Here is a 25,659-nt window from a genome sequence, read left to right as displayed (position 1 = left end):
CGAAAGAACCCGGCCCCGATACTGCCGGGGCCGGGTTCTTTACCGGCGGAGAATGGGGGATTTGAACCCCCGAGGGCGTTAACCCAACACGCGTTCCAGGCGTGCGCCATAGGCCGCTAGGCGAATTCTCCAGCTGCTTCTGAATCAAAAGCAGATACTAGATTACCTGAACTTTTCCGCTTCGCCCAATCGAGGCTCCGGGGCCGGCGCTGAAGCCTTGCCGGCCTGCCGGGAAGCGGGTCCCCGATGTGGACTTTACCCAGAAATGGACGCCCCCAACGCGCCCATTCCACCGGAGCACCGTTGAGCTGCCGGGTCCGGCTCCGAACAGCCAGGCCTCGCAGCTCACAATCTTGAGATTGCCCCAATCGGTGTACATATCCATGATCGCGGCTGGTAGGGGGATAAGCAATGGATTTCACTCCTCCCGCTGAATCTTGGGGCACGATGGGAGCCATGACAGAGCTGCACACCCTGGTGGTTTACGTCCCCGCATCGCATACACCACAGGTACTGAAGGCTATAGGCGACGCAGGAGCGGGGCGGATTGGCAACTACTCACACTGTTCCTTTGTGACCCCAGGCACCGGCCGATTCACTCCGCAGGCGGGCGCTGCTCCCTACGTCGGGATTGTGGGCACTTCCGAAGAAGTGGCCGAGGACCGGATTGAGTGTGTGGTTGAAGGGCCGCTGTTGAAGGCCGTGGTGGCCGCCTTGCGGTCAGTTCACCCTTATGAGGAGCCCGCCTTCATTAGCTGGAAGGTTGAGGGCTGGCGCTTCCAGGACCCCGATTCGAGTCGGGCCTGAAGTTCGGGTAAAGTATCTGACGGCCCCTCATGTGGCGTCATCCTGTTGAACTCCCCCAGGACCGGAAGGTAGCAAGGGTAAATGGGCTCTGGCGGGTGCATGGGGGGTCTTTACTATTCCCCCACAGGGCGGCAGAATGTCAGCCCGGATTGGTAGGGTTTTCTCTGTGACAGTCACTACCGCCCTGTACCGCAGATACCGTCCAGACTCCTTCGCTGACGTTATCGGGCAGGAACATGTCACCGAACCACTGATGACCGCTTTGCGGAAGAACCGGGTCAACCACGCCTACCTTTTTTCCGGTCCCAGGGGTTGCGGCAAGACCACGTCGGCGCGCATTCTGGCACGTTGCCTGAATTGCGCCCAAGGCCCGACCGACACCCCCTGCGGCACCTGCCCCAGCTGTGTTGAACTTGCCCGTGGCGGTTCCGGGTCGCTCGACGTCATCGAGATCGACGCTGCCAGCCACGGCGGCGTGGACGACGCACGGGACCTCCGCGAGAGGGCAACGTATGCCCCCGTCCGTGACCGCTACAAAATCTTCATCATTGACGAAGCCCACATGGTCACGTCCGCCGGTTTCAACGCCCTGCTGAAGATCGTCGAAGAACCCCCGGAACACATCAAGTTCATTTTCGCCACCACGGAGCCGGACAAGGTCATCGGCACCATCCGCTCCCGTACGCACCATTACCCCTTCCGCCTGGTGCCGCCGGAGCCGCTCATGGCCTACCTCGAACTTCTCTGCAACCAGGAGAGCGTCCCGGTTGCGCCTGGTGTCCTGTCGCTGGTGATCCGCGCCGGCGGGGGCTCCGTCCGTGACTCCCTGTCCGTCCTGGACCAGCTGATGGCAGGTGCCGGGCCCAACGGCCTGGACTATGAACTTGCCGTGGCGCTGCTCGGCTACACCCACGCTTCTTTGCTGGACGATGTTGTCGAGGCGGTTGCTGCCTCGGACGCCGCGACCGTCTTCCGTGCCGTGGACAGGGTCATCCAGACCGGTCATGACCCGCGCCGCTTCGTCGAGGACCTCCTGGAGCGCTTCCGCGACCTCATCATCGTCCAGGCCATGCCCGAAAGCGCCCAGACCATTCTTCGTGGCATGCCGGCTGACCAGATCGCGCGCCTGAAGAACCAGGCGCACAACCTGGGCGCCGCCGAGTTGTCCCGCGCGGCCGACGTCACCAACACAGCGTTGACCGAGATGACCGGTGCCACCTCTCCGCGGCTGCATCTGGAACTGTTGTGCGCCCGGATCCTCCTGCCCAGTTCGGAGCAGAACGAGCGTGGCATGGCCGCACGGATAGACCGTGTAGAGCGGCGGCTCAACTATGCAGGGAACGGCGTCGGGGCTCCCGCCACAGCCACCGCTCACCAGGCTGGACCTGCTGACCAGCAGGCACCGGCCGGGAAAACGCCGACCGCGCAGGTGACTGCGGAGCCAGCGATGCCCAGCCCGGCATCGCCTGAGCCTGCAGCCCCTCCATCCCCCACCGCCCAGCAGGTCCACCAGGAACCCGCAGCGGCAGCGGCCGCTCCGGAAAGGGCGCCTGCCTCGCCGCAGGCCCCAGCTCCAGCGACGGGCCCTGCCGCTGCGGACCGTAGTGCCCCGTTGACCGCTCCGCGGGTCAGCACCAGCGACTGGCCGGTCGAGCCCTCCGCAGACTCCCGCGCTTCCCGTGCCGACTCCCGTCCCGGAGTGGCACGTCCCGCGGCCGCAGTCCCCGCGGAGGCCCCTGCCGTAGCAACACCGTCAGCTGACAACAGGCAGGCTGCAGCTCCGGCTGCCCAGGCCGCCCCTGCTGCCCAGGCGGTCCCTGCTGCTGCCCGGCCCGAATCGGTGCCTGCCGGATCTGCTCCCTCCGCTTCCCCTGCAGCCATGGGCGACGTGGAAGTACTGCGCCGGGCGTGGCCGGATGTCCTGCAGACGCTTTCCAAGATCAAGCGCAGCACCTGGGCACTCGTTGAACCCAACGCCCAAGTCAGTGCGTTTGACGGCCACGCGCTCACCCTTTCGTTCACCACACCCGGGCTTGCCGGCGCTTTTGGCCGGGCAGACCACTCGGAGAACCTGCGGCAGGCTATCCACAAGACTGTTGGCATTGACTGCCAGATCAACGCAGTGGCCGGCGGAAGCGCCAGCCGGTCGAGCTCTGAGCCAAACCCAAAAGCACCCGCTAGCCGGCCAGCACCTGCAACGTCAACTGGTCCGGCGACTTCAGCTGATGTTGCCTGGGGACTGGCGCCTGCACCGGCATCTGCGGATGCACCGGCACCTTCCGCTCCGGCAGGTGCCGGCCACCGGGAGGCAGACGGCCGAGCAGTGCCAGTGACCCAAGGCTCAGCCGGGAGCAACCACCCGGCTCCTGCCGGACCCGCGTCCGGAGGAAAAGTCGAGCTTGTACCAGGGAACGGCACCTCCCTGGCTCAGCGTTCGGCAGCCGGCGGCTCTTCACCAGCCCAATCTCCGGCTGTCCCTTCAACAGCTCCTTTGGCGCAAGCTGACCCTTACAGCGGCACCGCGGAAGACTACTCCTACTCGGACGACGACTGGGGCCCGCCCCGGGATGAAGACGCGCCACCGCTGGAAGAAGAGCCTCCCATGGACTGGGACCCTTCCTCGCGCTCCGGCGGCCGCTCAGCTCCGGCCGCCGCCCCGGGTGTCATTTCCGCCGCAGCCGGCTCACGCCAGCAGGGCACACAATCTGATGCCCAATCCGGCACCGACGCGACTGCCGGAACTCCAACCGCCAAAACTCCAACGGGCAGCAATCCCGGAACAGGTGCCTCCGATCCGTGGGCACGTGCCGTTGAGCAGGCACCGGGTGTTTGGGTTGTTGGGGAAGCTAGCAACGTGGGTAAGAACGCCACAGGCGGCTTGCGTGAAACGGAAGCAGTTGAGGCACCCTCAACCACACGGTACGAGCCGGCTACCGCCCAGATCCCCCCTTCCATCCCGGTGACCAATGCGGCGGCTTCGGTGGACGCGGAGTGGGGTTTGGCTCCAGCGGCACCTTCGCCCACAACGGCGACTATGGGGGCGACAGTCGCGGAACCGGCCGCCCAGAGCGCCGTTCCGGTTCCCCCGGGCACGGCCCCTTCAGCCACCGCTCCCGAAGGTTCCGATCCAGTCCCGGTACGGGAGTACGCCATGGCTTCGGCCGCGCCTGCCCGCACCGCCCCGGCGGCTTCCCCAGTTCCCGCCGCTTCCCCGGTTCCCACGGCTTCTCCGGTTCCCGCCGCTTCCCCGGTTCCTGCGGCTTCTCCGGTTCCTGCCGACTCCCCTGCTGCCGCGGGCACCCGGCAAAGCCTCTACCAGCGCCTGTCCAACAGCCCGGAGGCCGAGGCGGGCCGGGCAAAGGCTCCTGCCCGGGCCGTTCCCGCGGCTGCAACCTACGTGCAGGACGTTCCCAGTGCCGACGATGAGACCATTGAGGAATCCGGGGTGTTTGGCCGTGCCGCGGTGGAACGTATCCTCGGCGGGAAACTGATCGAGGAGCGTTCCCTCGACGGAAGCGCCGTTACACCCCGCCACTGATCCAACCACTTTCACCCCTAGCTAAAGAGGAAAAACGTGTACGAAGGTGCTGTCCAAGAGCTGATTGACGAGCTCGGACGCCTTCCCGGCGTGGGCCCTAAGTCCGCACAGCGGCTGGCGTTCCACATCCTTGAAGCGGACCCCCAGGACATGAAGCGGCTGGTAGAAGCCATCACCTCCGTCAAGGAACGGGTCAAGTTCTGCACTGTCTGCGGCAACGTCACGGAGCAGGACCAATGCAACATCTGCCGTGACCCCAGGCGCGACCCGGCTTTAATCTGCGTCGTGGAAGAATCAAAGGACGTCCTCGCAGTGGAGCGAACCCGCTCGTTCCGGGGCAGGTACCACGTGCTGGGCGGAGCCATTAATCCGATCGCCGGTATCGGTCCCGAGCAGTTGCGAATCCGGGAGCTCCTCACGCGACTGAACGACGGCGCCATCCAGGAAGTCATTATCGCTACCGATCCGAACCTCGAGGGAGAAGCAACAGCCACCTACCTGGCCCGCATGCTGAAAACGATCGGGATCACGGTGACCAGGCTGGCGTCCGGGCTCCCGGTGGGCGGCGACCTCGAATACGCAGACGAGGTTACATTGGGGCGTGCCTTCGAGGGCCGCCGCAACGCCCTGACCTGAGGATCCGGCGGACCGTGCCCCGGAAGAGACAGCACCGCCACACCGCTGCAAGTTTGGCTCAAGCGATACGCGTACCCCGGGCCAGCCGATGGGCAGGTGTACGGAGCGAGCGCCTGCCAAGCCACATCAGCAACGCGGCAACCAGGATCTGCAGACTGAGTCCCAGCGGCCACATCGGTGTGGACTGCGCCAGGTAGCGGGGCTTAACCTCCCCGTTGGCGCACGGATAGGTGCCCTCAGGACCGGCAAGTGCATAGCGTGCTCCCTGACTAATCCCTTCAATGGCCCCCACTGAGGAGTAGCGGCGCTCCTGTAAGCGGTCTTTGTACGGGATGGCGTCAGCCACCACAACATAGGGGTTCAAGGCCAGCAACCAGGCCACCCGTTCGGTCCGCACGACCATCTGCTCCTGCAATGGCCCTGAGCAGGTGTACTCCGGTTCCACCGGCCCGTTGCTTAGCGGCTCGTACGCGCGGTATTGAGCCTGGTTCGCCATCACCGTGCCCTGGGTAAGTCCTGTGCCCAGTCCAAAGGCAATCAGCGTGCCGACTGCCAGTCCGGCCACTGCCAGGTAGGTCACCACGATGGAGAACAGCGGCCTGCCGGCGAGCGCCGAGATGCCCACCCCGATGGCACACATAACCCCCACCTCAACAGCCAGCATCAGCAGCGCCACCAGTACATGGGCTGCGGTCATTCTGCCCAGCGCCACCCCGATCACCAGGAACGGGGTGCTGGCCACCAGGAAAGCAAGTGCTGCCGCCCATGCTGCGAAAAACTTGCCCCACAGGATCTGGCCGGGCTGAAGCAGCGTCACCTGGAGGATGGCCAGCGTGCCGCCTGCGCGGTCCCCAGTCACGGCGTTGGCGGAGAGCGCCGGGGCCACGAGCAATGCAAACAGCAGGACAAAGGCCAGGACCACCTCGAAAATCATGGACCCAGGCCCTGATTCGGGCAGCGGGACAAAGCCCGGGACACCGCGCTGGGCCGCCTGTGAGGCGTTCCAGCTGGCCCACGTCAGCCAAGTCACGAGCCCCGTGAGGGCGAACCAGATGGCCAGCATGATGTACCAGCCGCGGGACCGCAGCCGCTGTTTGAGCTCCAGGACCACCACGTCCCTCACACCGGGCAGATACCCACCCGTTGTTCGTCGGCTGGCGGTGTGCTGCCGGTCTTCTGTCGCGTGGCTCATTGCCGCTACCCCTCGAGGTTGATGTAAGTCTCTTCAAGGGCCCCTGAAGCGGGGGCAAAGGAATTGACGCCGACGCCGGCCAGCACCAGGTCGCGCAGCAGACGTTCGGCGTCGTCGTCGCTTGCCAGCATGAAGCTCACGGACGAACGCCGCCCGTCGTCGCGTCGGAACGCCAGGCCCAGTTCGGTGAGCTTGGCAGCCAGTGCGGCCACATCGGAGGCGGTGACTGCGTACCGGCGCCCGGCAGCCGCCGCTTCTTCGACGGTTTGCTGCCGGACAGTACGGCCCTTGTTGACGAACACCGCGCCGTCGGCGATTTCGTCCAGTTCGCTGAGCACGTGGGACGAAACCACCACCGCTTTGCCCTCGACTGCGAGTTGCCGCAGCATAATCCGCAGCTCCACGCGTGAGCCGGGGTCCAGCCCCGATGCGGGCTCATCGAGGAGGAGGACGGAGGGGTCATGGATCAGTGCCCGGGCCAGGCTGAGCCGCTGCTGCTGCCCGCGGGACAGCACCCGCGCAGGCTGGTCCGCAAGGTCGTTCAGCCGCACCCGTTCAAGCATCTCCGCGACCCTCTGCCCGATACCCTGGGCCGGGAGCCGGTAGAACCGGGCCATCTGGGTGAGGATTTCCCGCGCGGTCAGGGACTCCCACACGCCCAGGGTGTCCGGCATCCATCCCAACCGGCTGCGCACCTCTGCCCGGTGCCGGCGCGGATCGAGTCCACCCACGCTGATGCTGCCCTCGTCCGGTGCCAGCAGTGACGCCAGCATCAGCAGCAGCGTTGTTTTGCCCGCACCGTTCGGACCGATCAGGGCAGTCACCTTCCCGGCAGGCGCATGGAAGTCCATGTGTTCGACGGCGTGCACGGGGCCGAAGCTGCGCCTCACTGCCCGCGCCGTTATGCCGCGGTCGGACTGCGGCCCGTCCGCGGCGTCCGGTAATTCAGAAATCATTACCATGTATTGCGCACCTGTCCCCCACAGTCTTATATGCATCTAGACAATTCGAGCGTACGCCTGCGAAGCTTCCCGGCAGGTCCTTCCATGGGCTGAGATTGGGTCACAATTCAACGCCCGGCCGTGCACGGCGATAAACTGGGACCAGAAGCCGCGCCAACCATGGCGTTAGTTCCCAGCGTCAGGCCAAAACAGCGTTACGGCTGTGTGGCCGGACTCCACTTGATCCGATGAAGGTACGCGCATGAGTACGCCCACTACCGAAGTGCACAACGCCACGCAGCCACAGGAGCTGCCTGTCGGCGGTGCCGTCACCAAACAACTGATCGTGCAGAAGTTCGGTGGTTCCTCCGTAGCGGATGCAGATGGCATCAAGCGCGTGGCTAAGCGCGTCGTCGACGCGCAGGTGGCAGGCAACGAGGTGGTTGTTGTGGTCTCGGCCATGGGTGACACCACCGATGAACTCCTGGACCTCGCAGGCCAGGTAACTGACTCGGCCCCGGCCCGTGAAATGGACATGCTGCTGTCTGCCGGTGAGCGCATCTCCATGGCGCTCCTGGCCATGGCGATCAACAAACTGGGAGCCTCGGCACAGTCCTTCACGGGATCCCAGGCCGGCATGATCACGGACGGCATCCACGGCAAAGCCAGGATCATCGACGTCGATCCCCACCGCATCCGCACTGCCCTCGACAAAGGCAACATCGCCATCGTGGCCGGTTTCCAGGGCATGAGCCGGACCACCAACGAGATCACCACCCTGGGCCGCGGAGGCTCCGACACCACGGCCGTAGCGCTGGCAGCGGCCCTGGATGCCGACGTCTGCGAGATTTACACGGACGTGGACGGCATATACACCGCTGATCCCCGCGTTGTCCACTCAGCCCAGAAGATCTACACCATCTCCAGCGAGGAGATGCTGGAACTCGCAGCCTCCGGCGCCAAGATCCTTCACCTTCGCTGCGTGGAGTATGCGCGCAGGTTTGGGGTGCCGCTGCACGTCCGTTCGTCATTCAGCCAGCACGAAGGCACCTGGGTCATCCCCAGCGCCGAAGATAAGATCACCACACAAGAGGGAGTTGCCTTGGAGCAGCCAATCATCTCCGGCGTCGCGCACGACCGTTCAGAAGCCAAGGTCACCGTTGTGGGCGTCCCGGACATCCCCGGCAAGGCGGCAGCCATCTTCCAGGTCATCGCCGATGCCCACTCAAACATCGACATGATCGTGCAGAACGTTTCCACGCACGGCACCGGCCGGACGGATATATCCTTCACGCTGCCCATCGTGGAAGGCGCCGACGCCCTGACGGCCCTCCACGCAGCCCAGGACCAGATCGGTTTTGAGAGCATCGAGTACAACGAGCAGATTGGCAAGCTGTCCCTGATCGGCGCCGGCATGCGTTCCCACCCCGGAGTCTCCGCTACATTCTTCAAGGCACTCTCGGACGCCGGGATCAACATCAACATGATCTCCACCTCAGAAATCCGCATTTCGGTTGTTACCCACGCGGATCTTCTAGATGAGGCCGTGCGCGTCATTCACCGGGCCTTCGATCTGGACAGCGACAACGAAGCCAAGGTCTACGGCGGCACCGGCCGCTGACGGCGGGTCCCAGGACATAAAAATGCACTGGCCGGGGTCTCTTCCCTCACCAGTGCATTTTTGTGTTTTCCGGGAGTGACCAGGCATTGGGTTTCGGCCAGGCCAATGTCAGGCCTCCTTTTCGAGGTCTTCGCGGCGTACGGCGTAGTGGTGGCCAGTGGAATCGGTCTCCACCACAAAGTGCGTGAGTTCCTCCTCCGAGGCCTGCTCGAACTCGTCATGCTTGTGCACTACCGGCATCCTGGAGTCCAGGCGGGTGGCCGGCCCAAGGACGAAACGGAGCCTGTCGGTCAGGTTCATGAACCCATTGAGTACATGTGGCACTGTTTTCCACCCCCTTCCTGTTTTCAGGGGAAGAACAGCCGCCATCCCAAATACGGCAACTGCTCCTGCCGGAGCCAGTGCCCTTATTTTACGCCCGCGTGCCCGAAAATGCTCCGTGGGCCAGGTCTCAGCGAAGGGACTTGTCGTCCGGGTTCCTGGGCATCACATAGGTGCTGCCGTCCGGCCGGGTGATGGTTTCCCATTGCTGGGTTTCAGCCTGGCGCTGGGCCAGGAGCCTGCGGTTTTCCTCTGTCATGTCGTGCGTGAGGGAGGACCGGTTTGCAGGACCGAAGATGGCACGCAGCTTCCCGGTTGCCCGCATGAAACGCTGCGAAGCGTTTTCCTTGCCCTCCGAGCTGGCTTTACCCATGAACTGGCTCCTTCCAATGACCGCTTTTTCTCATCCAAACTGTACGCTGATAATTAGCGCACTAACAATTGGAGGCCCGATGACCACAGCATCCAGCACTTCTACCCCACCAAGGACCACACCCGCGGAAGTGGACGCCCTCGAGGACAATGACCTCCTGCTTGAGCACCAGCTCTGCTTTGCCCTGACTGTCGCCTCCCGCAGCGTAGTGGGTGCGTACAAGCCCGTGCTGGAGAAACTGAACCTCACCCACCCGCAATACCTGGTGATGCTGTGCCTCTGGGAATCCAGCCCGCGCACCGTACGGAACATCAGCGATGCCCTGGCACAGGAGCCGGCCACCATCTCGCCCTTGCTGCGGCGGCTTGAAACCGCGGGCCTCATCTCCCGACGGCGGGTGGACGGCAACGAGCGCGCCCTCGCAGTCGCTCTCACGCCCGCAGGAATAGCCCTTCGGCAGGAGGCGATCAGGGTTCCCGGGACCATGATGGAACGCCTGGGCCTGACCCGAAACCAGGTCAGCGAGCTGCACGCTTCCATGATGGGACTCATTGCAGCCACCTCCCAAAGCCAGCAGGCATAACCGGCCCAGCACGGATACGGCAGTAGAATGGCATCATGACGGACAGGCGACAATGCGGACTCTATGTGCATTCGGGGGCATCGTGCAGCTGATGCGCCCAGTTGACGTGCCGCGCCCCAACCGGACCGGAAGCACAATGGGTTTCCGGCTCGCGGCATTGTTGTTCGCGGCACTACTGTTGCCCGCCTGCACCCCGGACGGGGGCGGGGGAACTCCTTCCGGTGAAGCCTCGGTTTCGCCAACAGCCTCCGTTTCCTCCCCGGCATCGCCGGGTTCGCCGGGCCCTTCGGGCAGCCCCGACCCTGATGCTGAGACCTCTGTTCCGGCGCCGGCCCCCGCGCCTGCCGCGCCGTCATCGGGACCGGGGCAGGGCAACGCCGAACTGGCCATCGCCCTCAAGCCTTCGGCCGGCGAGCCTGAGGTCCATTACACCCTCGTCTGCGTGGACGGCGCGCCCGAAGCCGAAAGCAATCATCCCACTGCTGATGCAGCCTGTTCCGCATTGAAACAGAACGCGGCACTGCTCAGTCCCTCGCCGAAGAGGGCTGACCAGGTCTGCACGGAGCAGTACGGCGGGCCCCAGGAAGCTACCGTGACCGGCGTCGTGGATGGCGTCCCTGTTGATGTTGCCTTCACCCGGACCAACGGTTGCGAGATCAGCGCCTGGGATGCTGTCAAGGATGTACTTGGTGCAGCCGGTGGAGCAGCTTAACATCCTGGCGGAGGACGAGTGGCGCGCCAAGGAGGAAGCACACCAGCAGCGCGTCAGCCGCTACGCGGACCCCTACCTTGCCCGCCGCTCAGCGGGGCAGAAGCACCCGGTGGAAGACTTCCTCTTCACGTACTACACCCAGAAACCCGGCCAGCTCCGCCGCTGGCACCCCGGCGCCGGAGTCGTCCTCGGGGGGCGGGAAGCGGTGGCGCGCCGTGGGTGGAAACACTACCGAACGCTCGACGACGGCGAACTTGCCGCCCTCGGGCTGCCGCCGGGAAGCCCCGCGGTCACCCTGGACCGGGAGGCGTTTCTCGCAGAGCGCAAGGACGCCGTCTCCTTCGCCACTATCATCCTGCGGGGGACTGCCGCACGCCCTGCCCAATTTGGCTGCTTTGGGCTCCATGAGTGGGCAATGGTTTACCACCAGGACCGGTTCGATCTGCGCCACGAGTATCTGCAGCTGCGCCTCGGTTCAGCCGGTACGGACAAGGTAGTAGAGGAAAACCGGATCCGCTGCAGCCACTTCGACGCCTTCCGTTTCTACACCCCTGACGCCATTCCGCTGAATGAACTGGCACCAAGCCGGGAAACCCAGCGCCACGTGGAACAGCCGGGCTGCCTCCACGCGAACATGGACCTGTACAAGTGGGCGTACAAGCTGTTGCCAGCCCTGCCCAGTGAGCTGGTAATGGACTGCTTTGAGCTGTCATGGCGGATCCGGGCCATGGATATGCAGGCATCCCCCTACGACCTGGTGGAGTGGGGCTACCCTGCCATTCCCATCGAAACCCCACAAGGCAAGGCCGCGTACGTGGAACAGCAGCGGTCCTTCGCAGCCGAGGCAGCAGCACTCCGTGCAAAGCTGGCCCAGGAACTGGCGACCTTGCCTGGAAGTGGGAACCAATGATCGACCTGACCATCAGGCTGCGGGAAAGCCCCGATGCAAGCGAGCATGAATTCCACTTGGTAGCCGACGGTGGGCGCCTTTCCGCTGAAAGTACAGTGCCGGACCCGGAGGCTGCCCTCGCCGCGGTGGAACGGTACGGCGAGGACATCTTCTTCCCGAAGCCGGGCCCTCCGAAGCTGTGCACGCAGCAATACGGCGGACCGCAAGTGGCTGTGGTGACAGGAACGTTCCACGGCCGCCCTGTTGAAGCGGTCTTCATGCGGACCGACGGCTGCGAAATCTCGCGCTGGAAAACAATGGCCCCTTTGCTGGGTAACGTCGGTGGAGCGTCCGGGGCCACGTAGGCCGACCACCAACAGGCGGTACAAGCCGGAAAAACGGGATCCCCGGGCGGTTATTCCGCCCGGGGATCCTGTTCGGTAAACGTCAGGCTGCTAGGCCGCGGGAACTGCGTCCGCGAAAGCTACCTGCGGAGCCCCGGAAGGAGCAGCTGGGGCGGCGCCCACCTGGACGTTGACCCAGGTCCTGATGCCGTTGTCGCCCAAGCTAAGGCGCGAAACGTAAACCCCTTCGGTCAAGCCGGCCCAAGCCAGTGTGGCCGAGGTGGCGGTGCCGTTCGGAGCGACAATCGGGTTCGGTTCCACCTTAAGGTTGCCGGCATCCCCTGCAAACGTGACCGTCTGCACGGACGCGCTGGCTGCTCCATTGTCAGGCGTGGAGTAGAGGTTGGCCACGATGTAGTACGTGCCGGCGCGAGGCGATTCCAGGTCCAGGAACTCGCTGGCAGAAGCTGTTGCCACCTGTGTTGCCGTCACGCCGCCCGAAGCATTCGGTGCGTACACCACCATGTCCCAGTCGACGTCGTTCGATTGCGCCTGGACTCCCAGACGGGCGAACGAGGTTCCGGCGGGCACGGTCACCTGAAGCAGGGCGTTATGCGCATCATTTGCCGGTGCGTACCCCCCGGGAGTTTTGGTGATGGCGGTCTGGCTCAAAGGCGCCAGGCCTTCCACCCCTACCTTGATGGGGCTGTCTGAACCCGACACCAGTTCCATGGTGCCGCTGCCGCTGCCTGTGGCGGAGCTGAAGGAGAACGACGGGGCGATCTGTGCATCAACAGGCCGGATGGCGATGGGAGAGCTCACAGTGCGCGGGCCCTTCCAGGTCAGGGTGCCGGTGCTGAACTCGCCCACCGGAGCGCTCACGTTCCTGATGGTCAGGGTAACCTCGCGAACCTGGCCTACCTTGACGAAGTTAAGCGCCTGCGGCTCTACCTGTACGTTGAAGCCCGGCATGGTGACTTCCGGACGGTACATCCCCGGAACCAGGGCGGTGAGCTGGCGCTTGACCTGCACTTCACCCACCAGGCCGCCGAGTGCGATGGTCGGCAGGTTCAAGTCGCGGGCGGCGATAGTGCCCGCCTGTGGTGCTCCTGTCTCTACCCCCTGGCCGTTGAGAAAGCCGAGCCAGTCCGTGATGCCTGAGTTGTAGACAAGGCCTGGATCCAGGACGCGGGTTGAGTCGATATGGCCGGCACCGCCCTGGAAGGGATCCGTGTTGGGTGAACCGTCCGCGTTAAGCAGCGGGTAGGCGGTGGTCATCATGGCCGACTTAACCATGGCCGGCGTCCACGTGGGCTGCTTGCTGAGCACGAGTGCCCCGAAACCGGCGATGTGTGGCGCGGCCATGGACGTGCCGGACATGAAGCCGAACTGCTCGCCCTTGTTGCCGATGGTGGAAACACCCGCCAGGACGTTCACGCCCGGCGCAGCGATATCCGGCTTCAGCAGGTCTCCGCCGGACGCAAGGCTTGGCCCGCGGGAGGAGAAGCCGGCGATCTGGGGCGCGGGGGAAGCGGGTTCATCCGTAAGGTCCCCTTTGACCAGGCTGACTGTCAAAGCGGGGTTGGCTTCGAGCTTGGACTTCAATTCCAGGCTCTTCGGGGCATTGACGTGCACGGTGGGAAGCACGTGGTTGTCGGCATCTTCGGAGCTGCTGGTGAGGTTCACCAGGATCATTCCGACGCCACCCTTGTCCTGGACTTCCTGGCTCTTGGCCGTCCTGTCCACAACGCCGCGGTCGCAGACCACTACCTTGCCGGCCACCTTGGCAGCATCGAGGGAACCGGGGCCGCAGAGGTTCGGATTGGCTGCACCTGCTGCTGCCGCAGCCAAGGCTACGACAACCGGCTTGTCTGCCACTTCCGACTTCATGATCGAGGCTCCGCGGTACAGCGAGCCATCGGAGACCTTAACGGTGCCAAGCAGCTCGCTCGGGAAGGTGGACGCAGCAACTGTGGTCAGCCATGGTGAAGCGTGGTTGACCGTGGAGACTGTGGGGCCGGAGTTGCCGGCGGAAGCGGAAACGAAAACACCTGCGGCGGCAGCGTTGAGGAACGCCAGTGCCACCGGATCGGTGGTGCTGTTGTTGTTGCCCGAAATCGAGTAGTTCAGGACATCCACGCCGTCCTGGATGGCGGCTTCCACTGCCTCGACCGAAGCAGAGGAGTAGCAGCCTCCGGTATCGGGATTGGTGTCCTCCCAGCACACCTTGTAGACGGAGACCTTTGCGGCGGGAGCAACGCCCGAGCTCTTGCCGAACCCGGCGCCGTCGATCACCTGCTCAACGTTCGCGTTGCCAGCCGCGGTGGTGGCCGTGTGTGTGCCGTGGCTTCCGACGTCGACCGGCGAGATGAGCTCTTGGGGCGCCCGGTTTCCGGGTGCTACGTTCTGCAGGAACGCATCGGCAAAGTACCTGGCGCCAATGACCTTGGTGTTGCACTGGGAGCCGTCGAATGAGGCGCCAGCCCCCTGGCCCTTTTGGCATTCGCCCTCGAAGATGGTGCCATCGGCCTTGAGCATGGCGATCCGGCCCTCGGCGGTCCGGTACGGCACGCCAACCTGCGCGGGACCGGTCAGCGGCTGGACTGGCTCTCCCTGCAGGAACGGGTTGTCCGGGGCATAACCGGAATCGATGACTCCGACCACAACGCCTTTGCCGGCATTGGCTTCCCCGCCGAACTGCTTGGCCCACATTCCGTCCGGGCCTGTCAGCTTGAGGAAGTCGGTGGTGGTGTAGTCCCGGGAATTTTCCACATCCGGTGCCACCGCCAGGACCCGCTCGTCCCGGGCGAGCTCCATGGCCTGCCCGGCGTTCAGTTCCGCGCTGAAGCCGTTGAGGGCAGCCGTGAACTGCTTCCCGGGGGTGACACCCTGACTGGCAGCGACCTCACGCTGCTGCTTGCGCAGATGGGCATCGTAGGCCTTGTAGTTGGCACCTCCAGGATCCAGCTTCCGGCCCTTCTGGGGCTTCGTTGCCCCAAGGCCCGGCGTTTCACCCTCGTAAGCCGCAGCCGCCGCACCCGCCAGGACAACGATATAGCGGCCGTCTTTGAACTCCGCAGGCGCGGTCTTCTTAACAGCTATTGCCATATCCTGTCCGGCCGGCGCCGCGGTAGCGGGACTTACGGCCATTGAGGTGAGGAAAAGAGGCAGACCTACGGCCAGCGCCGCAGCCCTCCGGAATCCCCCGCCCCGCAAGGGGCTCTTTCCAGTAGATCTCACGTGCAACCCTTTCACGAGGTACCGGACCCCGCCACGACTGCGGGTCCAAATGACTGGCCAGACAGCGAAATTACAGGTCTTGTCATTCCGTGAGACCAGTGGACTCAAAGAGTACAGACTGAGAGCTCAATATGATATAGGACACAATCGAGAATTTTTCGGCAGTCATACGCCTGCGCGGGCAGGGCAGGACGGAACGGAATAAAAAAGGGCGCCCCGCAGGGCGCCCTGGCAACCCCAGAGTGAGTGCGGGCAGGCGCCGCTACCGGGGAGTGCGCACCACGTCGCTGATCCACTGCCGGGTCTTTTCATCCATGGGTCCCGTGACCCGGTTATCCCGGGCAAACCGGTCGGCCTTGATCTTCTGAAGCACCATTCGCCCCAGTCCGGCAAACACTGCCGCGGCAACCATGGGCAACAGCACGGATCTCGATTTCTCTGCCATTCAGCAATCCTAGTGACACCTTCAGCTCAACTCCAGAACCCGCCGCCCACCGGCGCCCGCCATCCCCTCAAACCCGGGGCGCCAGTCGCCGCCGGTGGGCGGATTCCGCCGAATACAGGGTGGGGCACTCCGGCCGTTAGAATGGAGTGGCAAGCTCGCGGAGCGCCCGTCCACAAGGTTCAACAAAGTGTCTCCCAACACCTCGGTACGGCGTGAGACGGCACCACTCCGCTGCGCCCTTACCCAAAGCTCACGCACAGGAGTTACCGGATGCCCCGGATCGTTGTTGACGTTATGCCCAAGCCCGAGATTCTGGACCCGCAGGGGAAGGCTATCGTCGGCGCTCTCCCCCGGCTGGGCTTTACCAGCTTCAGCTCTGTCCGCCAGGGCAAGCGTTTCGAACTGACCGTCGACGGCGAGGTGACCGAGGAAATCCTGGCCCAGGCGCGTGATGCGGCAGAGACCCTGCTGTCCAACCCCGTGATCGAGGATGTCGTCAACGTCGAGGTCGTCGAGGCCTGACATGACTGAACTTCCCCTGATTGGCGAGGCTATCGCTGCCGACGCTTCCGGTGCCAGCAGGCTCGCCGGTGCCCGGATCGGCGTTGTGACGTTCCCCGGAACCCTTGACGACCGTGACGCCGCCCGTGCCGTCCGGCTGGCCGGCGGCACCGCCGTGGAGCTTTGGCATGCCGACACCGAACTTGGTGACGTGGACGCCGTCGTGATTCCCGGCGGTTTTTCCTACGGTGACTACCTCCGCGCCGGCGCCATCGCGCGGTTCGCACCGCTGATGTCCAGGATCATCGACGCCGCCAACAGCGACGCCAAGCTTCCCGTGCTCGGCATCTGCAATGGCTTCCAGATCCTCACGGAATCGCACCTGCTGCCGGGCTCGATGATCAAGAACGACCACCTGAAGTTCATGTGCCGGGACCAGGTCCTGCGTGTCGAAAACAGCAACACCGCATGGACACTGGACTACGAAGCGGGCCAGGAAATCACTGTGCCGCTGAAGAACCAGGACGGCCAGTACCTCGCGGATGACAAGACCCTGGACGCGCTCGAGGCAGAGGGCCGCGTGGTGTTCCGCTACGTGGGCTTTAACCCGAACGGCTCCCGCCGCGACATCGCCGGTATCTCCAACGCCGCCGGCAACGTGGTGGGACTCATGCCGCACCCGGAGCACGCCGTGGAGGCCGGCTTCGGCCCCGAATCTGTTGGGTCCGGCGGGGCCGGTATCGGCGGTTCCGACACCGACGGGCTGGGCTTCTTCACCTCCGTTTTGACCAAGATTGTGGGAGGCGACAAGTGAGCATCGAAACCACCAAGAAGTTCAATATCGACACCGTCGAAAACGCGGCGAAGACTCCGGATACCGAACTCCCCTGGGCTGAACTGGGCCTGAAGCAGAACGAGTTCGACGAGATCATCAAGGTCCTGGGCCGCCGTCCTACCGGCGCAGAACTCGCCATGTACTCCGTCATGTGGAGCGAACACTGCTCCTACAAGTCCTCCAAGAACCACCTGCGCCAGTTCGGCGAAAAGGTGACCCCGGAGATGAAGAAGGACATGCTGGTGGGCATCGGCGAAAACGCCGGCGTGACTAACCTGGGGGACGGCTGGGCCGTGACCTTCAAGATCGAGTCGCACAATTCGCCGTCGTTCGTTGAGCCCTACCAGGGCGCCGCGACCGGCATCGGCGGCATTGTCCGCGACATCATCTCCATGGGTGCCCGCCCCGTTGCTGTGATGGATCCGCTGCGCTTTGGCGCAATCGACCACCCGGATACCGCCCGCGTGATGCACGGTGCCGTCGCCGGCATCGGCGGCTACGGCAACTCCCTCGGCCTGCCGAACATCGGCGGCGAAATGGTCTTCGACTCCGTCTACCAGGGCAATCCGCTGGTCAATGCACTGGCAGTAGGCGTTATGCGCCACGAGGACATCCGCCTCGCCAATGCCTCAGGCAAGGGCAACAGGGTGGTCCTGTTCGGCGCCCGCACCGGCGGCGACGGCATTGGCGGCGCCTCCGTGCTGGCCTCCGAGTCCTTCGATGACACCAAGCCGTCCAAGCGCCCCGCCGTCCAGGTAGGCGACCCCTTCGCCGAGAAGGTCCTGATCGAGTGCTGCCTGGAACTGTTCAAGGGCTCGCTGGTGGAAGGCATCCAGGACCTGGGTGCAGCCGGCATCTCCTGCGCCACGTCCGAGCTCGCTTCCAACGGTGACGGCGGCATGTCCGTTGAGCTGACCTCCGTACTGCTCCGCGACCCCACGCTGACCCCCGGCGAAATCCTCATGTCCGAGTCGCAGGAACGCATGATGGCCGTGGTTACCCCGGAGAACGTCGAGGCGTTCGAAGCCGTCATGGACAAGTGGGCTGTGGAGTACGCCTGGCTGGGCGAGGTGACAGACAGCGGCCGCCTCATCATCACCTGGGAAGGCGAGGTGATTGTCGACGTCGATCCGCGCACCGTGGCTCATGACGGCCCCGTCTACGACCGCCCGTTTGCCCGCCCGCAGTGGCAGGACGACGTCCAGGCTGACTCCTTCACCGGATCGGTGCAGGACGCCGGCCGGCCCTCCGCACCGGCTGAGCTTGCCAAGGCCGTCACTGAACTGGTGGCGTCGCCGAACATGTGCTCCAAGTCCTGGATCACCGACCAGTACGACCGCTACGTCGGAGGCAACACCTCCATGGCGTTCCCGGACGACGCCGGCGTGGTCCGGGTTGACGAGGAAACCGGTTTGGGTGTTGCCCTGGCCACCGACGCCAACGGCCGCTACACGTACCTCGATCCGTACCATGGCGCACAGCTGGCGCTGGCCGAGGCGTACCGGAACGTCGCCACCTCCGGCGCCGTCCCCATGGCTGTCAGCGACTGCCTGAACTTCGGCTCCCCCGAGGACCCGGACGTGATGTGGCAGCTCGCCGAAGCGATCCGTGGCCTGTCCGACGCCTGCATGGTGCTGGGCATTCCGGTCACCGGCGGCAACGTCTCGCTGTACAACCAGACGGGCACCACCCCCATCCACCCCTCCCCCGTGGTGGCAGTGCTGGGCAAGCTCGACGACGTTGCCCGCCGCACGCCGTCCGGCTGGCGCGAGGATGGCCAGGCAATTTACCTGCTGGGCACCACCGCTGCGGAGCTGGACGGCTCCGAGTGGGCCAACATGCGCGGCCACCTGGGCGGGCAGCCGCCTAAGGTTGACCTCGACGCCGAACGCGCCCTGGGCGAGATCCTGATCAACGCCTCCCGCGACGGCATGATCGATTCCGCCCACGATCTCTCCGAGGGTGGCCTCGCCGCTGCGCTGGTGGAATCGTCGCTGCGCTATGGAGTGGGTGCGCGGATCGCGCTGCAGGATGTCCTGGACCGTGACGGCGTGGACCTGTTCACGGCGCTCTTCTCCGAGTCCCAGGGCCGTGCCGTCGTCGGCGTCCCGCGCTCCGAGGAAGTGCGGTTCACGGACATGTGCACTGCCCGCGGCTTCGCACACACGCGCATTGGCGTGGTGGACGCTGCCAGCGGCACCCTGGAGATCAACGGCGTGGCGGGCCTGTCGCTGGACGCCCTGCGCGAAGCGCATGAGGGTACGCTGCCGAAGTACTTCGGCTGACGTCCGCACTGACAAACACGGAAATCCGCGCCCCTTTCGGGAAGGGGGCGTGGATTTCCGCTTTAATCGAGCTATGGCCAAGGTGGCAAAGTTCCTCAGCTTCCTGCTGCTGCCGTTCCTGATCCTGGTTGCCGCGGCGCCCACACCACGATCAGCGCCGGATGCTGCCTACCCTCGCAGTATGGCGGCCCTCGGGGACTCCATCACACAGGCCTACAGCGCCTGCTGCGCGCATGGCGACTATCCGGCGCGGTCCTGGTCCACCGGTGACGCCCCGAGCGACGGGGTGACCAGCCACTACGAACGGCTGCTCCAGCTGGTGCCCGGAATCAGGGGAAAAAACGTCAACAACGCCGTGAGCGGAGCGAAGGCCTCCGACTTGCCGCGCCAGGCGGCGGCCGCGGCCGGACAAGGCGCCGAGTATGTCACGGTCCTGGTGGGCGCGAACGATCTTTGCGCCCCATCCTTGGACACCATGACCCCGGTGGAAGATTTCAGGGCCTCGGTGACCCGCGCACTTGCCACGTTGGACCAGATGCGGCCACGACCCCAGGTTTTTGTCGCCAGCATCCCTGACATCTACCAGTTGTGGAATGTCCTGCGTTATGACCAGGCGGCACAGTCTGCCTGGTCTGCTGCCCGGAACTGCCAGTCCATGCTCGCTGCTTCGAACACGGAGGACATGCGCCGCCAGGTTGTCCAGCGGGAGCTCGCCTTCAACGAGGTCCTTGCAGACGCCTGTGCCCGGTACGAGAGCTGCCGGACTGATGGCGGAGCGGTGTACGCGCACGGTTTCAGCGCAAGCGACGTGAGTGTCCTGGACTACTTCCACCCGAGCCTCCAGGGCCAGGCAACGCTGGCGGACATCACGTGGAAGGCCGCCTGGCAGCGGAACTAGGAGTCAGTCCTCGCTGTGGTGGTCCCGCTGCCGTGCGCTCAGCAGTTCGATCTCCGGCCGTCCGGCCACAAGGCGTTCGACGGCGTCCAGCACCTCCACGAGGTGCGCCCGGTCAGCGGCCACCAGGCCCGCGCCCACTTGCGAGCGCCGGTACTGGTCGTGATAGCCCACCTCAGCCACGGACACGTCATACTTGCGTTTGATGTCAGCCAGCAGCGGCCTGATAACCGAGCGCTTCTCCTTCAAACTCTGAACGTCGCCCAGGAGGATGTCGAATTCGATCCAGCCGATCCACATGGCTTCAGCCTAGCGAAATACGGCTGCGAGGCTAGATGGTGAGTTCGCCCATCCGGTCCCACCCTTCGCCGTCCAGTTGGCGGCTGATGATGCGGGGTGTTTCGGCGAGGGCCTGGGGCATGTCCGCCATGGCCTGCTTGAAGTGTGCGCTGTTGACGTGCTCTGCGGCGCCGTCGTCCTTGAACGCTTCAACCAGAACGTATTCGTTCGGGTCATCCAGGCTGCGGGACCAGTCGAACCAGAGGTTACCCGGCTCCTGCCTGGTTGCCCGGGTAAAGCCGGCCACAAGTTCCGGCCAGCGCTCCGACCATTCAGGCTTGACCTTGAATTTGACGACGATAAAGATCACGGGGTTTATCCTTCCGCGGCGAGTTGGCGTGCCCCTTCAATGTACCGGGAAGTAACGTGGCGCTGCGCCGCACGCGTTACCAGTCCGCCGGCCGCGTAGAACCAGTTACCTGGTTTGCTGAACGCCCGGATTCGCAGCAGTACCCCGGCGTTCCCGTTGATCTGCACCTCAAAGGATTCTTCTCCCCGGGCCGGGTGCCCGGGCAGTGCTCCGTACCCGAATCCCGCAGACTGGGGCATACCCGCCGGCAGCGGTTCACGGACCCACACCACCTCGCAGGGCGCGTCCAGGCGCAGGCTCCCGGCGCCGAAGCCGCTCACCACCCGGGCCCCGGGCACTACTCGTGGCGAATCGGTGCGGACGCGAAGCCCTGCGCGCCGCTGCAGCTCCCAGGACAGGATGCCGGCGGCAACCCGCTGATAGACGCCCAGGCCGCTGCCGAGGTGGACCTCCTCCAGCACCGTCGCGTAGCCTGCCGGTGCCGAACCGTGCTCGGTGCAGCCGATGCAGGGGTAGTTGAGGACGCCGCCTGCCCTGCGGTTGGCCTTCAAGGGCTCCCGCCCCCGGTTTCTGCCAAGCGGGCCCACCCGAGCTGCTCCTGCTGCTTCCGGCTGAGACCTGCCACCACCAGGTCGTAGGAGTCCTCCACCATGTCCCGGACCATGTCGTCCGGCAGCGTCCCATCCAGGCGGACGCCGTTCCAGTGCGTTTTGTTCATGTGCCACGCTCCGCTGATCTCAGGATGCGCCGCGCGGAGCTGAACGGCCAGGGTGGGTTCACACTTGAGGTTTACGTAGAAGTCGCTGGCGTCCATCGAGGACAAGGCAAACAGCTTGGCCTCGTGCCGCGCCCCGCCGGCAACGCTTGCGTGGACCTTGAATACGGCAGTTTCGGGCCCGAACGGGTAATCCTCGTACGCGCCGGGAAACGAGAGGCAGATTTTCCTTAGAGCAGCAGGGTCCATGCACGAAGCCTATAAAGCGGGCCCCTGCGGTGCTAGTCTGCGAGGATGTCACACGATCAGGGGGCCATACCTGTTCTGGACCTGGGCAGGGCAAGGCAGGCCAACGGCTCATTCAGCCCGGACTTCATCGAGCAGCTGCGAAACGCCACCCACAACGTGGGCTTCTTCCAGATCACCGGGTACGGCGCAGCGCCCGGCCAGGCCGAGCAGCTGCTGGACGTGATCAGACGGTTCTTTGCCCTGCCGCTGGAGGAGAGGATGAAGCTGGACAACAGGCTCTCACCCCACTTCCGCGGCTACACCCGGATGGGCACCGAGGTGACCCAGGGGCGGGCGGATGCCCGCGAGCAAATCGACTACTCTCCAGAGCGCGAGCCGGTCAGGGACTATCCGGCCGACCAGCCCTACTGGCTGCTCCAGGGTCCGAACCTGTGGCCGGAGGACTCATTCCCGGAACTTAGACAGGCGGCCATGGAATGGGCGGAACTGATGTCCAAGGTAGGAATGGAGCTGCTCCGGGCCATCGCCGTCTCGCTTAAGCTGCCGGAAAACTACTTTGACGAGCCGTTCCAGGGTTCTCCGGCCTGGATGGGCAAGCTGGTCCACTACGTGGGCGGAGTAGTAAAGGCCGCGGGTGACCAAGGGGTTGGTTCGCACGCGGACTACGGCTTCGTTACCCTCCTGTTGCAGGACGACGTCGGCGGCCTGGAAGTCCTCCCGCCCGGTGCAACTGAGTGGGCTCCCGTGGAGCCCATTCCCGAAGCCTTGGTGGTGAACCTTGGCGAGATGTTGGAGGTGGCCACGGGAGGCTATCTCGTTGCCACCATCCACCGGGTCCAGGCTCCACCCCCTGGGGTGGACAGGTACTCCGTCCCGTTCTTCTGGTCTCCCCGGCTGGACGCCGTGATCGACCCCGTCCCGTTGCCGCCCGAGTTGAAGGCTGAAGCAAGGGGCATTTCCGACGACCCCGCGAACCCGCTCCTGGCCTCCTACGGGATGAACATGCTCAAGGGCCGGATGCGTGCCCACCCCGATGTCACGGAACGGCATTATCCGGAGCTTCTGAACCGCTGAACTGCCAGCCGGTCAGAGGTTGTATTTCCACGCCTGCTGGGCGGGGCAGATGTCCATCACCACATCCAGCCCGGCCGCCTTCGCCCGCTCCGCCGCGGCCTCATCGATAACCCCCAACTGCAGCCACACCGATTTCGCCCCCACCGCGATCGCCTGGTCCACTACCGCCCCCACCTTCTGGGAGTTCACAAAGCAATCCACGACGTCGATGGGGTGCTTCTCTGCGGGAATGTCACCAAGGCTCCGGTAGCCGGCTTCCCCGTGTACCGGCTCGCCCGGAAGGTTCACCGGGATGATCTCCATCCCCAGCCGGTCCCGGATAAAAAGCGAAGTATCGTAGGCGGCGCGCCACTCATTGGTGGTGAGGCCCACGATGGCCCACCGCCCTTTGGTCCGCATTAGCCGTTCGACAACGGCAGGATCATTTTTGTGCCCCATGCGTCCAGCCTACGTGGCCGGGAGGGCACGTAGGCCAACGTTCTTCCCCGTGGCGGCTACCGGCTGAACTTCTGCAGCCACTTCGCACCTGGCACGGCATGCACGGCAGCCCCTGCGGCGTCCACACCCAGCCTGAGGACTTCCGGCACGGAGTCCGCCCGTACCCCTGGCGGCGCTCCAGCCACGCGGGCTGCCCCGCCCTGGGCGCCCGCGTCTCCCTGGCCAACTGCCTGCTCCGGGACCACAGCAACGACACCGTTTTCCTCCTGAGCAGCCGCGGCGTCGCCCTTCCCGGATTGGTTGGGAGTGTTCTGCCCGCCGCTTCCTTCAACTTCCCCGTTTCCTGGCGTGTCGTGCCCGGATGTCTCCGGTGCCGGCACTTCCGGGGTAAGGGACACGACAGACGGGTCCTCAGCAGACGGATCCTCAGCAGCGGGAGCGGCTGCAGGGAGGCCACCGCGAGTGGCGTTTTCTTCGCTGGTGCCAGGTTCCGGTCCACCCTGCACCACCACTGCACTCGTGGAGGGTCCATTCCGGCCATATGACGGCACCATTGAGCCTGGGACCTCCGGCGCGGGCAGGCTCCAGGCGGGAGTCCAGTCTTCAAGCATGTGCTGGATTGACTGGCTTCCGGATTGACCGGAGACGGCGGAACTGGCCGCTACCCCGCCTACGCCAAGTCCCATGCCTGCTATCAGGGCAAGGCCCACGACGGCCGGCCGGTGTGCCCGGAGCCGCCGGCGCCCGGCCAGTTCGTCGGTTCCGCTCTCCGTTATCCCGCCACCATCATTCGAGTCACCACAGGAGCTGCTGGATTCCGCCAGTAGTACGGCAAGATTTCCGGACGGGGCCGGTGCGGGCAGCGACGCCAGCGACCCCATTGCAAGAAGGGCGGCGCGAAGCTTGGGGTCCTTGCGGTATCCGGCGTCGAGGAGCATGTCCTCCACCATGTCCGGCAGGTAATTCGATTGCGTCATGGCCTCAGGTACTCCTTCACGGCCGAAAGTTCCCGGAGTTTCCCCAGTGCCCGCCGCTGAAGCTGTTTCACGGCGCCGACGGTCTTGTCCATGGCTGCAGCCGTCTGCTCCACGGTGAGTCCGGCAACGAGGCGAAGGGCCAGGACCCCGCGCTGGTCCTCCGGCAACCCGTCCAGCAGGCCCATGACCTCACGGGGTGAAATACGTTCGAGGGCGTCCGCCTCCGCAGAGGAATCTTCACGCTGGTCCAGCTCAGGCTCGAAAGGCAATTTGGCCGGGGTGCGGCTTTGGCGCCGGTGATCGTCCACCATCCGGGCGTGCGCGACCGAGAAGATAAAGGTACGCAGTCCTGCGGCACCGCCCTGGATGGTGCCGAGCCGTGGCAGGACAGAGAGGAACACCTCCTGCATGGCCGCCTCCGGATCATCGACGCCCCGGGCCGTGAGATAGCCCAGGACTTGTGATGCATAGGTCCGGTAGACCACGCTGAAGACGGAGGCCCCGGCGGTTTGGTCCCGCAGGGTCCCGTCTGTGAGTGCATCAGTCACGGACGTAGTGCTTTCAGTGAAGAGGGGTTTCCGGAGCGGAAGAGGCCTGATCCAAAGGGGGAACGCCTTTTCCCGCATCACTTTACCCCTCAATAACCACTGCCCCGATCCAGCCACGCAAGCACTGCGGCCAGTTTTGGTCAGCTGCCGGCTGGCGCCGGAAAGTGAAAGAGCCGGCCTGGAACGTGATGGGGGACAAGTTCCAGACCGGCGCTACAAAGGGGTAATCGCTGCAGGCGTCCGAAGGGTTACGCCTGCAGGAAAAAATTCAAAAAAACCTTCGGCCGGACCCTCAACGGGCAACTGCCGTGGTCCAGCGGGGCTTGGTCCCCTGCCGGCGCGCTCCTTTTGCCAGGATGAACGTCTGCGCGGCGGGAGTTCGCTGGTCTCCACAATCAGCCGCTGCGGGTGCCGGCACCACTGCAGGTGCCGTTGCGGGCGCCGGACGAACCGCGGCACCGGCCGGGCAAAGGTCGGTGACCAGTCCTGTGCCGGCACACTCGCGGACGGCGGCGATTCCGGCAACGAGGGCGGCCTTGTCCTCGAAGGGGCCGGAGACAGCCATTACTGCCCCATCCGCGGCCAGCAGCCGGAACCTGAAAAACGAATCCTGGTCAATGAACGCTTCGAACTTTCCGGCCATAACAAATCCTTTCGTTCTGCGGTACCAGTCCTGCGTGCGGCTCTGCCGGCCGGCGTCGCAGCCCCCGCCAGTCCGGCGCGCCACCGGCCCCTTTTCCCGGGGCTGTGGTCAGGTCACCGAGTGTACAAACGAGTGTCCCGGCTGCGTCCGCGTTCTCTCAAGACATCCCCCGTAAACGATGTGTAAATTCCGGAATGCCAGCCCACGG

The 25,659-nt window shown here is 64.8% G+C and carries 27 protein-coding genes, 1 tRNA gene and 1 other RNA gene; 14 read left to right on the top strand and 15 right to left on the bottom strand.

Annotated elements, in window-relative coordinates; all coding sequences use genetic code 11:
- Positions 1-46 precede the first annotated feature (46 nt).
- Positions 47-131, bottom strand: a tRNA-Ser gene (locus AC5RWX_RS19385).
- 325 nt (positions 132-456) lie between these two features.
- Between AC5RWX_RS19385 and AC5RWX_RS19380 the strand changes: the two genes are divergently transcribed.
- The 4 genes from AC5RWX_RS19380 to recR all read left to right on the top strand — a co-directional run bounded on the left by AC5RWX_RS19380 (position 457) and on the right by recR (position 4,981).
- On the top strand, positions 457-807 hold the full coding sequence (locus AC5RWX_RS19380) for a hypothetical protein (RefSeq protein WP_494097952.1): 351 nt from the start codon (positions 457-459) through the stop codon (positions 805-807).
- 18 nt (positions 808-825) lie between these two features.
- An RNA gene (ffs, locus tag AC5RWX_RS19375) (signal recognition particle sRNA small type) lies at positions 826-922 on the top strand.
- 51 nt (positions 923-973) lie between these two features.
- On the top strand, positions 974-4,345 hold the full coding sequence (locus AC5RWX_RS19370) for a DNA polymerase III subunit gamma and tau (RefSeq protein ID WP_494097951.1): 3,372 nt from the start codon (positions 974-976) through the stop codon (positions 4,343-4,345).
- 36 nt (positions 4,346-4,381) lie between these two features.
- Entirely contained in the window at positions 4,382-4,981 is a 600-nt protein-coding gene (gene recR / locus AC5RWX_RS19365) for a recombination mediator RecR (RefSeq protein WP_494097950.1), read from the top strand.
- Positions 4,982-5,039: 58 nt separating this feature from the next.
- Here the strand turns inward: recR and AC5RWX_RS19360 are convergent, their stop codons facing one another.
- The gene (locus AC5RWX_RS19360) at positions 5,040-6,173 is read right to left on the bottom strand and encodes an ABC transporter permease (RefSeq protein WP_494097949.1); all 1,134 of its coding nucleotides are present in this window, start codon (positions 6,171-6,173) and stop codon (positions 5,040-5,042) included.
- Between the two features lie 5 nt (positions 6,174-6,178).
- Entirely contained in the window at positions 6,179-7,135 is a 957-nt protein-coding gene (locus tag AC5RWX_RS19355) for an ABC transporter ATP-binding protein (protein WP_494097948.1), read from the bottom strand.
- A 241-nt stretch (positions 7,136-7,376) separates the two neighbouring features.
- Here AC5RWX_RS19355 and AC5RWX_RS19350 point away from each other — a divergent pair, with 241 nt between their 5' ends.
- Positions 7,377-8,735: an aspartate kinase gene (locus AC5RWX_RS19350; RefSeq protein WP_494097947.1), complete on the top strand. Its 1,359-nt coding sequence runs from the start codon at positions 7,377-7,379 to the stop codon at positions 8,733-8,735.
- A 108-nt stretch (positions 8,736-8,843) separates the two neighbouring features.
- Here AC5RWX_RS19350 and AC5RWX_RS19345 read toward each other — a convergent pair whose 3' ends face one another.
- Both AC5RWX_RS19345 and AC5RWX_RS19340 read right to left on the bottom strand, forming a co-directional pair.
- Positions 8,844-9,035 (bottom strand): hypothetical protein, encoded by a 192-nt coding sequence (locus tag AC5RWX_RS19345; RefSeq protein WP_494097946.1) that lies wholly within the window; start codon positions 9,033-9,035, stop codon positions 8,844-8,846.
- Between the two features lie 151 nt (positions 9,036-9,186).
- The gene (locus AC5RWX_RS19340) at positions 9,187-9,429 is read right to left on the bottom strand and encodes a hypothetical protein (protein WP_494097945.1); all 243 of its coding nucleotides are present in this window, start codon (positions 9,427-9,429) and stop codon (positions 9,187-9,189) included.
- Positions 9,430-9,508: 79 nt separating this feature from the next.
- Between AC5RWX_RS19340 and AC5RWX_RS19335 the strand changes: the two genes are divergently transcribed.
- The 4 genes from AC5RWX_RS19335 to AC5RWX_RS19320 all read left to right on the top strand — a co-directional run bounded on the left by AC5RWX_RS19335 (position 9,509) and on the right by AC5RWX_RS19320 (position 11,978).
- Positions 9,509-10,012 carry a MarR family winged helix-turn-helix transcriptional regulator gene (locus AC5RWX_RS19335; protein WP_494097944.1) on the top strand — a complete coding sequence of 168 codons (504 nt, stop codon included), beginning with the start codon at positions 9,509-9,511 and terminating at the stop codon, positions 10,010-10,012.
- Between the two features lie 91 nt (positions 10,013-10,103).
- Positions 10,104-10,724, top strand: coding sequence for an SSI family serine proteinase inhibitor (locus AC5RWX_RS19330; RefSeq protein ID WP_494097943.1), 621 nt, complete (start codon positions 10,104-10,106; stop codon positions 10,722-10,724).
- Entirely contained in the window at positions 10,693-11,634 is a 942-nt protein-coding gene (locus AC5RWX_RS19325) for a 3-methyladenine DNA glycosylase (protein ID WP_494097942.1), read from the top strand. Before AC5RWX_RS19330 ends, AC5RWX_RS19325 begins: the two co-directional genes overlap by 32 nt.
- Entirely contained in the window at positions 11,631-11,978 is a 348-nt protein-coding gene (locus tag AC5RWX_RS19320; RefSeq protein WP_494097941.1) for a subtilase-type protease inhibitor, read from the top strand. Before AC5RWX_RS19325 ends, AC5RWX_RS19320 begins: the two co-directional genes overlap by 4 nt.
- A 90-nt stretch (positions 11,979-12,068) precedes the next feature.
- Here the strand turns inward: AC5RWX_RS19320 and AC5RWX_RS19315 are convergent, their stop codons facing one another.
- Both AC5RWX_RS19315 and AC5RWX_RS19310 read right to left on the bottom strand, forming a co-directional pair.
- Complete coding sequence (locus AC5RWX_RS19315) at positions 12,069-15,173, bottom strand: S8 family serine peptidase (RefSeq protein ID WP_494097953.1); 3,105 nt, start codon at positions 15,171-15,173, stop codon at positions 12,069-12,071.
- Between the two features lie 286 nt (positions 15,174-15,459).
- Entirely contained in the window at positions 15,460-15,642 is a 183-nt protein-coding gene (locus AC5RWX_RS19310) for a hypothetical protein (RefSeq protein WP_494097940.1), read from the bottom strand.
- A gap of 270 nt (positions 15,643-15,912) precedes the next feature.
- Here AC5RWX_RS19310 and purS point away from each other — a divergent pair, with 270 nt between their 5' ends.
- From purS to AC5RWX_RS19290, 4 genes are all read left to right on the top strand, one after another.
- Positions 15,913-16,164 (top strand): phosphoribosylformylglycinamidine synthase subunit PurS, encoded by a 252-nt coding sequence (purS, locus tag AC5RWX_RS19305; RefSeq protein WP_015935902.1) that lies wholly within the window; start codon positions 15,913-15,915, stop codon positions 16,162-16,164.
- A 1-nt stretch (position 16,165) separates the two neighbouring features.
- On the top strand, positions 16,166-16,957 hold the full coding sequence (purQ, locus tag AC5RWX_RS19300) for a phosphoribosylformylglycinamidine synthase subunit PurQ (RefSeq protein WP_494097939.1): 792 nt from the start codon (positions 16,166-16,168) through the stop codon (positions 16,955-16,957).
- A complete protein-coding gene (purL, locus tag AC5RWX_RS19295) occupies positions 16,954-19,263 on the top strand; it encodes a phosphoribosylformylglycinamidine synthase subunit PurL (protein WP_494097938.1) in 2,310 nt (769 codons plus the stop codon). Before purQ ends, purL begins: the two co-directional genes overlap by 4 nt.
- A 73-nt stretch (positions 19,264-19,336) precedes the next feature.
- Complete coding sequence (locus tag AC5RWX_RS19290; protein ID WP_494097937.1) at positions 19,337-20,161, top strand: GDSL-type esterase/lipase family protein; 825 nt, start codon at positions 19,337-19,339, stop codon at positions 20,159-20,161.
- A 3-nt stretch (positions 20,162-20,164) separates the two neighbouring features.
- On the opposite strand, the gene AC5RWX_RS19285 is transcribed toward AC5RWX_RS19290, so the two are convergent.
- Genes AC5RWX_RS19285 through AC5RWX_RS19270 form a run of 4 tightly spaced genes read right to left on the bottom strand, consistent with a single transcriptional unit; the run spans position 20,165 to position 21,771 of the window.
- Positions 20,165-20,458 carry a DUF503 domain-containing protein gene (locus AC5RWX_RS19285; protein WP_461173818.1) on the bottom strand — a complete coding sequence of 98 codons (294 nt, stop codon included), beginning with the start codon at positions 20,456-20,458 and terminating at the stop codon, positions 20,165-20,167.
- Between the two features lie 31 nt (positions 20,459-20,489).
- On the bottom strand, positions 20,490-20,807 hold the full coding sequence (locus tag AC5RWX_RS19280) for a putative quinol monooxygenase (protein ID WP_494097936.1): 318 nt from the start codon (positions 20,805-20,807) through the stop codon (positions 20,490-20,492).
- 5 nt (positions 20,808-20,812) lie between these two features.
- Positions 20,813-21,358, bottom strand: a complete 546-nt coding sequence (locus AC5RWX_RS19275; RefSeq protein ID WP_494097935.1) for a DUF1990 domain-containing protein — start codon at positions 21,356-21,358, stop codon at positions 20,813-20,815.
- Positions 21,355-21,771: an MmcQ/YjbR family DNA-binding protein gene (locus AC5RWX_RS19270; protein ID WP_494097934.1), complete on the bottom strand. Its 417-nt coding sequence runs from the start codon at positions 21,769-21,771 to the stop codon at positions 21,355-21,357. The genes AC5RWX_RS19275 and AC5RWX_RS19270 overlap by 4 nt, the downstream gene beginning before the upstream one ends.
- A 45-nt stretch (positions 21,772-21,816) precedes the next feature.
- On the opposite strand from AC5RWX_RS19270, the gene AC5RWX_RS19265 reads away from it, so the two are divergent.
- Positions 21,817-22,845, top strand: coding sequence for an isopenicillin N synthase family dioxygenase (locus AC5RWX_RS19265; RefSeq protein ID WP_494097933.1), 1,029 nt, complete (start codon positions 21,817-21,819; stop codon positions 22,843-22,845).
- A 12-nt stretch (positions 22,846-22,857) separates the two neighbouring features.
- Here AC5RWX_RS19265 and AC5RWX_RS19260 read toward each other — a convergent pair whose 3' ends face one another.
- From AC5RWX_RS19260 to AC5RWX_RS19245, 4 genes are all read right to left on the bottom strand, one after another.
- Positions 22,858-23,283 carry a CoA-binding protein gene (locus AC5RWX_RS19260; protein ID WP_494097932.1) on the bottom strand — a complete coding sequence of 142 codons (426 nt, stop codon included), beginning with the start codon at positions 23,281-23,283 and terminating at the stop codon, positions 22,858-22,860.
- Between the two features lie 56 nt (positions 23,284-23,339).
- Positions 23,340-24,260 (bottom strand): hypothetical protein, encoded by a 921-nt coding sequence (locus AC5RWX_RS19255; RefSeq protein WP_494097931.1) that lies wholly within the window; start codon positions 24,258-24,260, stop codon positions 23,340-23,342.
- A complete protein-coding gene (locus AC5RWX_RS19250; protein WP_494097930.1) occupies positions 24,257-24,808 on the bottom strand; it encodes an RNA polymerase sigma factor in 552 nt (183 codons plus the stop codon). Before AC5RWX_RS19250 ends, AC5RWX_RS19255 begins: the two co-directional genes overlap by 4 nt.
- A 292-nt stretch (positions 24,809-25,100) precedes the next feature.
- Positions 25,101-25,451, bottom strand: coding sequence for a YegP family protein (locus AC5RWX_RS19245; RefSeq protein WP_494097929.1), 351 nt, complete (start codon positions 25,449-25,451; stop codon positions 25,101-25,103).
- Positions 25,452-25,659 lie beyond the last annotated feature (208 nt).

Source organism: Arthrobacter sp. SPT-J7 (assembly GCF_059089965.1).
Note: the sequence above shows the minus strand (reverse complement) of the source record. Positions and strands in the feature narration are given on the sequence as shown.